Raw genomic sequence first — 13,256 nt, forward strand, 5'->3', positions numbered from 1 at the left:
TTCGCATGACGCTACCTATGGGCGCTCTCAGGAAGATGCGCCCATATTTATTGCGTGTGTGAACCTGAACGTGTTACAACAGCCCCAGACGCCCCGCATAGGACGTGCCGGAAGTCGCAAACCCAAGGTCTGTGACAGAAGGAGACACCCCTATGCAGACGAATATTTCCGTGGGCGATCCCCGCGCGGTCAAGCGTTGGGCCACCGCTCTCGCCGAAGACACCGAAAAGCAGATGTATTTCACCCGCTTCGTCGGTGAGGGTGAGAACAACATCATTCAGCGCAAGGTCGATCTGGAATCGGACGCGGGCGACCGCATCGATTACGACCTGTCCATGCGCCTGCGCGGTGGCATGACCTACGGCGACGATAACGTCGAAGGTCAGGAAGAGAACCTGACGTTCTACAGCGACGAGCTGCGCATCGATCAGGCCCGTAAGGGTGCTGATGCCGGTGGCCGCATGTCGCGCAAGCGCACGCTCCACGATCTGCGCAAGATCGCCAAGGACCGCACCGCCGAATACGTCGCCGAATGGTTCGATGAGCTGAAATTCGTTTACCTGTCGGGCACGCTCGGCGGCATCAACGAAGATCGCAAGATCACCCGTCAGTTCGCGGGCAACCCGATCGAAGCTCCCGATCCGGCGCACATGCTCTACGGCGGCTCGGCCACGTCCAAGGCGACCCTCACCGCAGCTGACACCATGTCGCGCGATCTGATCGAGCGCGCCGCTGTCCTGCCGAAGATGATGAACGCGATTGACCCCGATACGGTCAAAATGTCGCCGGTCAACATCGACGGCAAGAAGGTGTTTGTCATGCTCATGTCGCCCTTCCAGACGCACGATCTGCGCATCGAGAAAGGCGAGCTGTCCTGGGCCGATATCCAGAAGGCAGCCACCACCGCCGAAGGCCGCAAGAACCCGCTCTTCGATGGCTCGCTGGGTATGCTGAGCAACATCGTGCTGCACGAGCACGAGAACGTGCGCCGCTTCGATGATTACGGCGCTGGTAGCGACGTGACCGCAGCTCGCGCGCTGTTCCTTGGCCGTCAGGCCGGTGTTGTCGCCTACGGCGAGGCTGGCAACGGCACCCGCTTCCAGTGGGAAGAGGAGCTGAAAGACGCCAAGAACCGTGTGGCGATCTACGCCGGCACGATCGCTGGCTTCAAGAAGACCCGCTACAACGGGCGCGATTTCGCGACCGTGGCGATCGACACCGCAGCCAAGAACCCGAACCCGGTTTCGGTCTAATGCGGATGGCCCGCGCGGGATGATCCTGCGCGGGCTTAACCTCTAGCGGACGCGAAAGGATTGCCCTCATGTCCATCAAGAAGTCGAACTACACGAGCGGCAATGGCCGCCCGCAACTGCCCTCGCCCTACGTGTCGAACGTGCCCACTGAGGTGCTGATCACCCACACGTTCAAGGAAGGCGTGGACCCCACCGATATTCTCGAGCTGGCTTACCTGCCGCCCTATTGCCGCATCATGCACTGTGAAGTCATGGGCGAAGGCATCGACGCGGCGACCACGCTCGATATGGGCTTTATGACCGGCGAAATCGGCTCGATCGATGCAAACCGCACCGTGGGCGATGAGCTGGGCAGCGATCTGGATCAGGCGAACGGTGCCATGCTCTTCCCGATCGATCTGGCCAAGATCGAAAGCGCCGAAGTCGCCCGCTCGATCGGCGTCGTGGCTCACGCTCCGATCGCAGCTGGTTCCGCAAAGCTCCACGTCAAACTGCGCTACGCCACCGGCTCCTAAGCCACGGCAGCGATCACAGGCCCGGCCAGATCAGGCCGGGCCGCTCACATAGAAGAGGGTAGCCCCCATGAAGATCGAATGTTTGCAGCACCGCAAAGGCGGCTCTGTCATCACCGTGGGCGGCAAGCCCTACAAGTTCAAGCCGCTCAACGACGAGTTCGGCGCGCCGCATGTCGGCGAGGTTGGCAATGCCGATCACGCCAAGGCGCTCCTCGCGATCAAAGAGGGATTCCGCGAATACCTCGAGGAGAACGACGAGCCCGCGCAGGAGCCCGCCAAAGAGCCGATGCAAGAGCCCGCCAAGGAACCCGATGCCCCGGCGACCGACGCGACCGAACCGGCGACCGATCCCGACGCAACCGAAGCTGGCGAAGGTGGCCCGCTCCCCGCGCTCGATGAGCTGAGCGACGACGAGCTGAGCAAGGCCTATCAGGAGCTGTTCAACCAAAAACCGCATGGCCGCGCCTCCCGCGACACGATCATTCAGAAGATCGAGGAAGAGGAAGCGCGCCTTGAAGCTGAGGCCGAGGCCAACGCCGCGGCGCAAACCGACACCAAAGAGGCCTAATCGGCGCTCGCTCAGAAGGAACTAACCCATGCCGTTCACCGCCGCATCCATCATGAAACGCGCCTCCACGATCCTGCAAGATGCAGATGCGGTGCGCTGGACCGCTGTTGAACTTCGCGACTGGCTCAACGAGGCGCAGCGCTCGATCATCATCGCGAAGCCCAATGCCCTCTCCAAGACGATCACGATCGATCTGGAAGAGGGCACCAAGCAGCCGGTTCCTGACAACGTGGCAATCCTCTCGCGCGTCATGCGCAACGTCTCCGGGTCGGGCAAGGCGATCAAGACCCTGGCCCGGCGCGAAATCCTCGATAACCAGGTGCCCAACTGGCACAGCTCCGATGGCCTGCCCTTCGCGGCGGACGTGTCGATGGTCTGGCAAGATGAAATGGGGATGCGTGAGTTCTACGTGATCCCCGGCAATGACGGCACCGGCCAAATCGAAGCGATCGTGGGTGTGCAGCCGACCAATGTTCCGCTGCCTACGGGTGACGTTCTCGACATGGAGAACTACGACGCCGAGCTTGATTTCGATGATAGCTATCAGGGCATCTTGCTCGATCTGGTGCTCTATCGGGCCTTCTCCAAAGACAGCGCCTCGCCTGACGCGGCCAACCGCGCGCAGGTCCATCTGGGCGCGGCAGTCTCGCAGATGCAGGCCGTGGGCAATGCGCAAGCCGCCTACAGCCTCGCAAACCACTACGGCTCGAGCATGATGGCTGCGCCTGCCCCGGCACCGCAGCAGTAAGGGAGGGCTGAGACATGGCCGTGAACATGGTTCGCACGAGCGTGCTGTTGCCGCTGGTGCTCGCAAAGGCCCATGACTGCCCGGCCATGCTTGCCGAACAAGCCCTGCGCTTGGCGGCAATCGAGCTGTCCGAAATCTCGAGGGCGTGGCGCTATGTCACGACCCTCGAGGTCGCGGACAACACCGCGCAGCTCGTCGCCCCGGCTCATACTGCGATCCATGAAATCGAGTTCGCGGAGTTCAACGGCCAGCCGCTCAAGCCGGTCCAGTTCTCCACGATCGACAACGAGCGCGAGGGCAAGCCCAAGTTCATTTCCCAAAGCAGCCCCGGCGAAGTGATCCTGTCGCCCTTCCAGCCCGGCACGCTGCGCGTGAGCGTCTTCCTCAAGCCCCTGGCCACCGTCGCCTATGGTGAAGACGCAAGCGATCCGCTCTTCGATGCCAACAACATCATCCCCGATTTCTATGCCTCGCTGCATGGCTCGCTCTTGGCCAAGGGTGCTCTGGGCGAGGTTCTGGCCACGCCGGATTCCCCGTGGACCAACAAGCGCGAAGCCGCCCGCTATCGCGGCGAGTTCCAGCTCGCCCTGCAATCGCAGTTCCGCGCCAACATGCGAGGCCAGCAGCGCGCACCGATCCGCACCAAGTTCAGGGACATGTGAGCATGAAGGTCGATATCAAAGGCTTCGGTGGCGAGCAGCCTCGCGTCGATCCCTACTATCTGCCCGACACCGCCGCCGTGACCGCGCGCGATGCCCGTCTCACGCGCGGCACGATCGCGCCCATGAAGGGCGGCAAGCAGGTCACGGTTCTGCCCGTCACGCCCGGCTCCAAGCTGGGCGCGATCTACCTGCACAATGGCGAATGGTTCTCGTGGTATCAGCCCGTCAAATGCGCCCCCGGCCCCGTCGCGACCGACCGTCTCTATATCTCGCGGACAAGCGATATCCCGCAAATGTTCACGGGCTATCATGAGATTCAGCTGAAACTGCCCAACCCCACCGGCGCGCCCGGCGCAGCCCATGAGGACAGCGAGCCCGTCGACCCGGATATCGCGGTCTGGGTCAGCTATTGCTACACCTTCGTGACCAATCTGAACGAGGAAACCGGGCCCGGCGCGAACAGCAACCCGCTGCGCTGGAACGAGGGTGTGCAGATCAATCTAACCTTCCAGCCCACCGCTCCGCAGATCGGGGCCCGCGACAAGATGTATCGCCGCATCTATCGCTCGGAGACGAGCGCGAGCGGGATCACAGATTTCTATCTGGTGGCCGAGATTGATCCGTTCCTCACGAGCTGGTCGGACCTATATGGCGACAATCCGATCATGGAAGCCTTGCCGACCAAGCATTACGAGCCCGCGCCCGATGATCTGCGCCAAATCACCGCGCTGCCCAACGGCATGATGGCGGGCTTCTCGGGCCGCGATATCATGTTCTGCGAGCCCTACATTCCGAGCGCATGGCCCCCGGATTATGCACTGACGCTGACCGACGATCCTGTCGCGCTGGTGGCCACTGGCACCTCGCTCGTCGTGCTGACCAATGGCCAGCCCTACATCATTCAGGGCACGACGCCCGACGCCATGACCATGAGCAAGGTGGAGGTCACATTCCCCTGCGTTTCCGTCTTGAGCGCCGTCGACATGGGCTATGCCGCGATCTACGCCAGCCCGCACGGTCTGGTGAAGATCAGCGAAAGCGGGGCGCAGCTGATCAGCGAGAAAATCTGGGATCAGGATGCGTGGGATGCGATCGATCACGCCTCGATCGCTGCCGCGCGCTGGGGCGATCAATACATCTTCACCTATGATCTGGTGGACGGTGGCCGCGAGCTGGCAATCCTCAACCCCACGGATCAGCCCACGCTGGTGAAGAGCTCAATCTCCGCACGCGCGCTCTACACTGCCAACGATGGCACGCTCTATTTCCTCGATGATGATGGCCAGACCGTCTATGAGTGGCACGCGGGCGCGCCCATGCCCTACGAGTGGAAGTCCAAGCCCTTCCGCTTCAACGCGGCCACCGGCTTCTCTGCGATCTATCTCAAGACGCTCGCTCGAAAGGCCCCGAAGTTCCAACCTGACGGGGCCCATGTGATCGTGCAGGAGCGCGCGATCGCCGTGCTTGGCGGCGTCGATGTGGCCAGCCAGTCGAGCGATGATGTGACGCTCGAGGTCGATGCGGCCACCCTCAAGAGCGACGGTGCCGATAGCGTCACGCTAGATTTCAACCCCGTTTCCGGCGACGACTTCAAGCTCGAGGTCTATGGCGACGGTGAGCTGATCGTGACCCACGACAAGGGGGCCGGAAAGCTCCTGCGCGTGCCCGCTGGCGAGTATTACGACTGGCAGCTGCGCGTCACCGGCACCGCCGAAATCCTCAATATCGCGATCGGCCAATCAGCGCGGGAGGTCGGGCCATGACCATTCCCGCGATCTTGCAAGAAAAGCTCTACGTCCTGTTGGGCGAGCGGGGTGACAAAACCCGTCATGCCGTGCGCCAGTCCGAGCTGACCGCAGCTGTCAACGGGGCCGTGACCAATGCGCGGGGCAAAGCCCTGATCGATGCGCGCAAGGCCGCGGCTGATGCCAAGAGCATCTATGGTTCGACCCAGTTCTCGGTGAGCAACACGCAAGTGCTCGCAACCAATATCAAATCGGCCCCGGCCACGCTGGTGAGCGAGACGGTATCGGGCTTCGCCACGGGCGGGTTTCAAGCGACCTTCTTCTGCACGATCGACACGATCCCGGTGCCGGCCAATGTCTTCGGCGCGATCGAGCTACGGATCAACGGCTCGCTTCTGGCGCGCCAGCTCTTCGGCATCGAGCCCGCAAGCGGCGTGACCCACTACAAGCTGCCGGTATCGCTCACCGGCGTGTATAACGGCACTGACGAGGCCCCCACCATCGAGGTGCTGGCCTACTCGGTCGATCCTGACGACGACACGATCGCCAGCGACACGTTCTATGTGCTGGGCGCGCGCCTCTCAATCGCGGGGGCGAGCTGATGGCCTTTGTCTGGATCAACCCGCGCACTGGACGCACCACCGTCTCCAACAAGCCGCCCCATGACCGCGACGTGCCTTATGGCGAGTGCGCCGATCACGAGACTGCCGATAGCGTCTATTACGACTGGGATCATGGCACGGCGCGCGCGGTGCCGCGCTCCCCTGGCTCTGGCCATGTCTTCGATCCCAAGGCGGGCGCATGGCGCGACACCCGCACCGATGAGCAGCTCGCCCATGCCCTGCGGGTGCGCCGCGATCAGCTCCTGCGCGAGAGCGATGGGCTTCTCGCCAATGATCGCCCCCTGCGCCCCGGCCAGCGCATCGATCTGGTGGATTACCGCCAAGCCCTCCGTGACCTGCCCGAAACTGTCACGGACATGAGAAACCCGGTCTGGCCGACGATGCCCGACTGATGAAGAGAGGAAGACCATGAGCAAGATTCAGTTTGTCACCGACAACCAAGACGCCAACCTGCAAGCCGCGCTGGCACTGACCGGCTCGCAAGGCTTCATGGAAGATGCCCGCGCCGTCGCAGCCTACGAGCCCGGCGAAGAGGGCCAGCCCGATCAGATCGTGGGCGCATTCGTCTACGAGTGCTTCCGAGGCAACCGCGCCGAGGTTCATTTCGGCATGGCCAACGGGCGACCGCTCACGATGGAGCTGGTTCAGACCGTCAGCCTGCTTGCGTTCCACCCCAAGGCCTTCGATCTGGATCAGCTCTTGTTCCGGGTCCATCCGGGCAACGTGAAGGCGATCTGCGCGCTCCTCAAGATCGGCTGCGAGTTTGAGTATCGCGATCGGGGTTCACTTGTGGGCGGTCACGATGGTATCGTTCTTTCACTGTATCGCGCGAACGTGGCACCTGCCGGGCCACCTTCCAATGACACCCCCGATAACGGGCATTGAGTAGGAAACCGGCATGGGCGGATCATCCAAACCGAAAGTGGCCAAGGTTCTCACCGATGGCATGAAGGCTGGCGGCAATCAGGCCGCGCAGACGGGCCGCGCAGCTTGGGACTGGTTTACCGGCACCCAAGCCACGCGCGCGAACCAATGGGCCTCTCAGGACCGCCAGAACTGGCTGCAAAACTATCGCCCGCTCATGGATCGCTTTGTCGAGCAAGTGGGCCAAGACAGCGCGCCCGGCGCGATCCTCGAGGCAGGCAACAAGGCCGAGGCCGATGCCGCTCAGAAGATCAAGACCGCGCAGGCCACCCGGCTTCGCCAAGCAATTTCGATGGGCGTTAATCCGCAGTCGGGCCGCTTCGCTGCCGCGACCGAAAACGGCGCGGTCGATGAGGCGCTCGCCCGCGTGGGCGCGCAGAACCAAGGACAGATGCAGCAAAAGCAGCTCGCCAATCAGGAAATGCTGCAAGCCGCGCAGATCGGTCAGGGGATGCAAAGCTCTGCCAGCACCTATCTGGGCCAAGGCACGCAGGCGTTTCAATACGGCGCGCAAGACCTCCTCACCGGCCTCGATGCCAAGATCAAGGGTCACACCCCGATCGTCTCGAGCGGCGGCGGTGGCCAATCCAGCAGCCCGTGGGGCGCGATCGGCTCGATCGCAGGCCTTGGCATGTCACTGTTCTCTTCGAAGGACTTCAAGGAAGGCAAGGAAGAGATTGGCGAAGGCGAGAGCCTGGGCGCGATCCGCAAGCTCAATGTCGAACGCTGGCGCTACAAGCCCGGCATCGCGGACGGCGGCGCGCAGGATCATATCGGGGCCTATGCCGAAGACTTCACCCGCGCTACCGGCCAAGGCGACGGCAAGACGATCGATATCGCCAGCGCGATCGGCCTGACGATGGGCGCAATCAAGGACTTGGACGCCAAGGTGAGCGCGATCGCTGACCACATGGCCCCGCAGCGGAGGGCCGCATAATGTCGTTTCTCGATAATCTCGGTGCCTTCGCCAACGGGTTCTCGACCACCTACGGCGCGGTCAATGGCAACCCGACGCCGGGCATGGGGCAAAGCGGCAGCGGTGGCGGCTCGACCTCCACCAACGCGGCCAAGGGCTCGGAAGCCCCCAAGCCGATCGATTACATCAAGGCGGCGATCACCGGCCAGCAGCTGCCGCAGCTGGGCGTGCGCGCGATCGGCGCGGCGGGCCAGCAGGGCTACCGCGCCGATGGGAGCTATGATCCCAATCAGGAGAAGGCCGACGCGAGCAAAACCACGACGCCGACCAAGGCCACGACCCAGCAGACGGGCTATCAGCGCAACACTGGCGGGTCCAAGCTCTCTGGCAACAAGCAGCAGTTCATCGACATGATGATGCCGCACGCGCTCAAGGCCAGCGAGGCCACGGGCGTTGATCCCCGCATTATCGTGGCGCAAGGCGCGCTCGAGACGGGTTGGGGCAAAAGCGCGCCCAACAACAACTATTTCGGGATCAAGAGCCACGGCAAATCGGGCGGGTCCAGCCAGACCACCACCGAGTATGTCAACGGCAAGCCGGTGACGGTGCAAGACAGCTTCCGAGGCTATGCCGATCCGGGGGCATCCGTGCAGGACTATGCAGACTTCATCACCGCCAACCCGCGATATGAGGGGTTCCGGGCAGCCGATGGCCTCGATGCGCAGATCAGCGAACTGGGCAAGTCGGGCTACGCCACCGATCCGGCCTATGCCAGCAAGATCGGCTCGATCGCCCACGGCATCCCTATGCCTTCGGTGAGCCCGCCCGCGATGCAGACCACCGACAACAGCAATCTCATTCTCGGCGCAGTCCGAGGCAGCCTGTAAGGAGCAAGCCAGATGGCAGATTTCGGAACCGCCCTATCAGGCTTGGTCAACGGCTTCGTTGGCGGCATGGACGTGGGCAACCGCTGGAAGGACCGCAAGCGCGAAATCCACCAGCAGGAGCTGCAAAACCAGTATGCAGCCAGCGAAGAGAAGCGCCGCGAGGAAAACCAGCGCATCGCAATGGAGCGTGCAGCTGATGAGAACCGCGCGCGCGATCTGCAAAACCAATGGGATCAGCAGAAGTGGGGCGACAACCAAGATAACCGCGCGGTCGGTGCCGCCGCGGCTGACGCCACCCGCGCGGGCATGGAGCGCCCTGCCCCGCTTGGCGCATTCCCCGGTGCCAAGCCGATCGATACGCCGCAGGCGCGCAACGCCAATGCAGGCCCGCAGGTCCAAGCAGACGCGCCCCAGCAGCCGCAGACCGCAGATGCGGGCCAGCCCGATCCGGGCGCGATCCCCTCGATGCCCTCGCTTGCGCCCAAGCCGGGTGACACGCCCGAGGTCACGCAAGCCGCCCCCGGCGCGGCGATGCCCACCTATGACAGCCCGGTGCAGGTCGGTGCGGGCGATCAATCGCAATCGCAATCGAGTAGCTCGAGCACGGGATCGACCGGCGAGGACGCGCCCCCCGATCCTGTGCGCGTGCTCAACTCGCCCGATCGTAGCGGGCCGCGCTTCGCGCCGGTGGACCCCGCTGCACCGATGCCGCGCAGCAAGCCGAGCCAGCCCGCAGCTCCCCAGCGCTCGAGCGCGCCGCAGGCGCAGCCCAACGTCGCACCCAAGCGCGCGCAAACCGACTACGAGCGCGCCCAAGCAGCTGCGCATCAGGCCAGCCAGAACCCGGCCAAGCGCTACGAGCAGCCGATCCCCAACACGCCGGCCAATGCGTTCGAAGGCGTCACCCCCGATCAAGCCGTCACCACCGGGCCCGATCGCTCGCGGGCGACCTTCGCAGGCATGGACCCGCGCGCGGCACAGAAGACGCTGGAGCAGCCCGCGCAGCGCCCGGCGCAGCGCCCCTCGATCGCCGATGCGGTTCACCAGCGCGCCACCAGCCCCCAGATGCCGGTGCCGGGCGGCAGCCCCAACGTGACGCCCTCCGGGCAGCCGGTTACGCGCCCGCAGCCTGCCGCCCCTGCACCCCAGCAGAGCGCAGCACCGCAGAAGCCCGCAGCGCCCAAGCCGCAGCCCGCACAGGGCGACGGTGGGGGCCTGATCCCGGCCACCGATCCCAATCACCAATGGGGCCAAGTCGGCGGCATGGGCTCCGATATCGGGCAGATCGCGGCTCATATGCGCGACAATGCCCGCGATTTCAGCGGCGGCGTCGTGCGCGGCACCGAGCAGCTGGTCAACACCGTGCCCGATATGGTCAATTCGGTGATCAACAACCCGATCCGGGGCATCGATCGCTATGTGACCGGCAAGGATCATGTGGGCCGGATGCAGCGCGTTGATCTGAATGGCGATGGATCGCGCGAGAGCTATCCCGGCCAAGCGGTCAAGGCGGTGGACTTCCACAACGACACCGCCGACATGCCCGAGCTGCAAGCGCAGAAGGCCAAGAGCGATCAGGCAGCCGCACATGCCGAACCGCAGGTCAACGCGACGGGCAAGCCCACCGCGCAGCAAGCCGGTATGGCCCCGAAGGACAACCCGTCGACCGTGGCCGCGATCACCCCGGCAGATGCCTATGCCAAGGCCCTGCCGACGCAAGCCGCGCGCGAGACGCAGGCGGCGGGCGAGACGGCCACCAATGCGCTTGGCAATAACGATCCGGGGTTCAATGCGGCTGCGAGCGCGCTGCCCACGCGCGATCTTGGGGTCGCGCTCAACGTGCCGCTCTCCGCAGGCAAGGCCAGCACGATTTCGAACAAGTGGAAGGCGAGCTTTGCCGAGAACGGCGTGCCGATGATCGTGGACACCATGATGCGCCAGGGTAATTTCGATGATGCGCGCAAGTTCACCGAATGGGCGAAGGCCGAGAAGACCCAAGCCGGGATGAACAAGTTCTTCCTCGCCGTCACCTACGCCAACGCGGGCCAGACCGATCAGGCCGTCAACGCGGTGATGGATGCCTACAACACGGCAGGCTATTTCGATGATGGCTATACGGTCGACAAGAAGCGATCGAAGCTCATGCGCGACCCGAATGGCAACGTCAACGGCGTTGATATGGTGCTCTTCAACAAGCAGACTGGCCAATATGAGCGCTCGCAGCGCTCGCTGGGAAACTTCCTGCGCGACGGGATCATGATGCTTTCGCCGGAACAGGCCTATGCCGCGACCGCCGATGCCGAGGCCGCGCAACGCAAGCAGATCGCAGACATGGCCGCGAAGAACGCCGAGACGCAGCGCGATATCCTCAAGAAGCGCGACGAGCAGTATACCCAAGCCTCGATCGATCGCGCGCAGAAGGCCGAGGATGCCCGCACCGGCATGATCACGGACACGCCCGATCAGGTTCGCCAGCTCGCTCAGTCGATCTACAAGCAGAACGTCGATCTGAACGGCACGCCCAAGATCACCATGCAGCAGGCGGTCGAAGAGGCTCAGCGCGCCTTCACCGGCCAAGGGGGGCAGCAGCCCGGCCAGATGCCGATCCTGCGCCGACCGCAGTAAGGGACAGCTACCGTTCGCCGCTTGCGCACCCTGTAACGCGCCGAGCGGCAGCTATGCGCAAGGAGCGGGCTTTGCAAAGAGACTATAAGGCACGCTATGTTGCGGAGACGATTTAAATGAAGGAATGCCAAATTATGTCCGAGAGCGTTTTCCAAGTTCCAACATGGAAATGCCCAGTTCATGGCGGATTCGGTAACCTGAACCGATGCCCTTGGCCGAAGTGCAAGCACGGCGTCGAGGCGAATAGCCTTCAAGTTCCCAGGTTGCTCGGGGGGGAGACGATCGAAACTTTTCATAGGGTCAAATGGATCGGTCTGGACGGAGACGAATACTATGACTGGCAGACCGAAGCGCTACCAAATTGGTTTAAAATTGGCCGACCTTACAGCTATTTTGCAAACAAGATCAAAGAGAGCGTGAGACTTGATCAGATGTTCCACTATACATCTGCGGATGGCGCTCTTGCGATCCTTCAATCCGGGCGTATGCGCTTCACAGACTATTCCTATCTGAACGATACTCGAGAGATTACCCACGGCCTTGATGTTGTTCGCTCTGTACTGGAAGATGAGATAAGTGTCTCTGACTCGCCCGCTTTAACCGACTTGAAGTCGCATCTAGATGATGTAGACCCCTTCTCTCCCTACAACATATATACGACTTCCTTTTCATCGGACCCTGACAGTCTGAGCCAATTTCGTCTTTACGGCCCCGTAGCGCTGGGATTTGAAGCGAATCCAAATGGCTTCGGTTTCTTCAAGGGCGAAATCCATTTCGACCGTATTGTATATGACCCGGAAAAACAGGCCCAGCTGATCCGGACCTTTTTAAATATCTTGAAGCAAAGTGAAGACAAAGACGCAGCATTGATCGAGAGTAATGCATCAAAAAAAGTTACGACAGACTATCTGACTAGTCATTTGCTTAACATCACTTCCTTTTTTAAGCACCGCGCATTTTCAGATGAGAGAGAAGTCCGGCTGGTGTACTCTGAGCCACAGAAGATTATGGAAAAATTTGGACAACTGACTGCAAGAAGACAGTTTCGGGCTACTGGTGGCTTGATTGTTCCCTTCACCGATACCTTTGACATGTACCAGCCATCCTTCTCTGACAAGGAAGAGCAACTTCCCCCAAAGCTTCCACTTAAATCAGTTATTATCGGCCCCGTGACACAGGCGGAAGCGCTGGCCAACGGGATGCGCAACTTGCTCATCGCTGAGGGTTATCATGATGCAGTGGTATCTCTATCTGAGGCGCCGTTCAGAACCTAGTCTCTGCTGGAATCTATAGCGCAACTTACCCGATAGCTATGTCCGCTTCGCGCTTAATCGGACGAATGCAGCTGCGGCGAAACTTCGGCGAGGCCTCGGGTAGCTTGGGCTCGAAACGGTCATTCGCTCCGGGCCCACTGCGGCGTGCCGTGTCGCAAATGCGTCGTTAGCGATATGCGCAAACTCGGTGCATCAGGCGCTTAAAATCTTGCTTTGAAAATTGAGAAGCAGCATTCAATTGCGCGCGGCCTGCACTAGACCAAAACGTGAACATCGGCTAGGTCAGCGGTATGGGAAAGCTCCACGTCGCTCATCGCATCGTCACCCGTAACGCGCTCGATCAGATCACGCGCGACGAGCCTTATGACGACTTCGTGCAGGCCCGCGCCGCCTTCGACACGCTCGAGGCTGCGCCCGGCGAGACGATCACCATGCAGCACGGGGCACGCGTCATTTTCACGAAGGAAGCGGCGCTCCCCAAATAATGTGTTTCGCTTGAGCGCGAACCCCCTCATG

14 protein-coding genes are annotated in these 13,256 nt (G+C 62.2%); all 14 read left to right on the top strand.

From position 1 onward, the window contains the following. The first annotated feature begins 152 nt into the window (after positions 1-152). The 14 genes from BMI86_RS10195 to BMI86_RS10260 all read left to right on the top strand — a co-directional run bounded on the left by BMI86_RS10195 (position 153) and on the right by BMI86_RS10260 (position 13,225). Positions 153-1,253, top strand: coding sequence for a N4-gp56 family major capsid protein (locus tag BMI86_RS10195; RefSeq protein ID WP_078541216.1), 1,101 nt, complete (start codon positions 153-155; stop codon positions 1,251-1,253). 68 nt (positions 1,254-1,321) lie between these two features. Then, entirely contained in the window at positions 1,322-1,768 is a 447-nt protein-coding gene (locus BMI86_RS10200) for a hypothetical protein (protein ID WP_078541217.1), read from the top strand. Between the two features lie 67 nt (positions 1,769-1,835). After that, complete coding sequence (locus tag BMI86_RS10205) at positions 1,836-2,336, top strand: hypothetical protein (protein WP_078541219.1); 501 nt, start codon at positions 1,836-1,838, stop codon at positions 2,334-2,336. 28 nt (positions 2,337-2,364) lie between these two features. After that, complete coding sequence (locus BMI86_RS10210) at positions 2,365-3,084, top strand: DUF6682 family protein (protein WP_078541220.1); 720 nt, start codon at positions 2,365-2,367, stop codon at positions 3,082-3,084. Positions 3,085-3,098: 14 nt separating this feature from the next. Beyond that, positions 3,099-3,746, top strand: coding sequence for a hypothetical protein (locus BMI86_RS10215; RefSeq protein WP_078541222.1), 648 nt, complete (start codon positions 3,099-3,101; stop codon positions 3,744-3,746). A gap of 2 nt (positions 3,747-3,748) precedes the next feature. Beyond that, positions 3,749-5,509 carry a hypothetical protein gene (locus BMI86_RS10220; RefSeq protein WP_078541224.1) on the top strand — a complete coding sequence of 587 codons (1,761 nt, stop codon included), beginning with the start codon at positions 3,749-3,751 and terminating at the stop codon, positions 5,507-5,509. Then, complete coding sequence (locus BMI86_RS10225) at positions 5,506-6,093, top strand: hypothetical protein (RefSeq protein ID WP_078541226.1); 588 nt, start codon at positions 5,506-5,508, stop codon at positions 6,091-6,093. The genes BMI86_RS10220 and BMI86_RS10225 overlap by 4 nt, the downstream gene beginning before the upstream one ends. Further along, entirely contained in the window at positions 6,093-6,506 is a 414-nt protein-coding gene (locus BMI86_RS10230; RefSeq protein WP_078541228.1) for a phage tail assembly chaperone, read from the top strand. Before BMI86_RS10225 ends, BMI86_RS10230 begins: the two co-directional genes overlap by 1 nt. Positions 6,507-6,522: 16 nt before the next feature. Beyond that, positions 6,523-6,999: a hypothetical protein gene (locus tag BMI86_RS10235; protein WP_078541230.1), complete on the top strand. Its 477-nt coding sequence runs from the start codon at positions 6,523-6,525 to the stop codon at positions 6,997-6,999. Positions 7,000-7,012: 13 nt separating this feature from the next. Continuing rightward, positions 7,013-7,975 (top strand): tail fiber domain-containing protein, encoded by a 963-nt coding sequence (locus BMI86_RS10240; protein WP_078541233.1) that lies wholly within the window; start codon positions 7,013-7,015, stop codon positions 7,973-7,975. After that, positions 7,975-8,841 (top strand): glucosaminidase domain-containing protein, encoded by an 867-nt coding sequence (locus BMI86_RS10245; protein ID WP_078541235.1) that lies wholly within the window; start codon positions 7,975-7,977, stop codon positions 8,839-8,841. Before BMI86_RS10240 ends, BMI86_RS10245 begins: the two co-directional genes overlap by 1 nt. Positions 8,842-8,853: 12 nt before the next feature. Continuing rightward, entirely contained in the window at positions 8,854-11,466 is a 2,613-nt protein-coding gene (locus tag BMI86_RS10250) for a hypothetical protein (RefSeq protein ID WP_078541237.1), read from the top strand. Between the two features lie 134 nt (positions 11,467-11,600). Further along, positions 11,601-12,740, top strand: a complete 1,140-nt coding sequence (locus BMI86_RS10255) for a DUF2971 domain-containing protein (RefSeq protein ID WP_078541239.1) — start codon at positions 11,601-11,603, stop codon at positions 12,738-12,740. A gap of 290 nt (positions 12,741-13,030) precedes the next feature. Beyond that, complete coding sequence (locus BMI86_RS10260; protein ID WP_078541241.1) at positions 13,031-13,225, top strand: hypothetical protein; 195 nt, start codon at positions 13,031-13,033, stop codon at positions 13,223-13,225. Positions 13,226-13,256: the final 31 nt, after the last annotated feature.

The sequence above is a fragment of the Thioclava sp. DLFJ5-1 genome, assembly GCF_002020115.1.
Lineage (GTDB): Bacteria > Pseudomonadota > Alphaproteobacteria > Rhodobacterales > Rhodobacteraceae > Thioclava > Thioclava sediminum.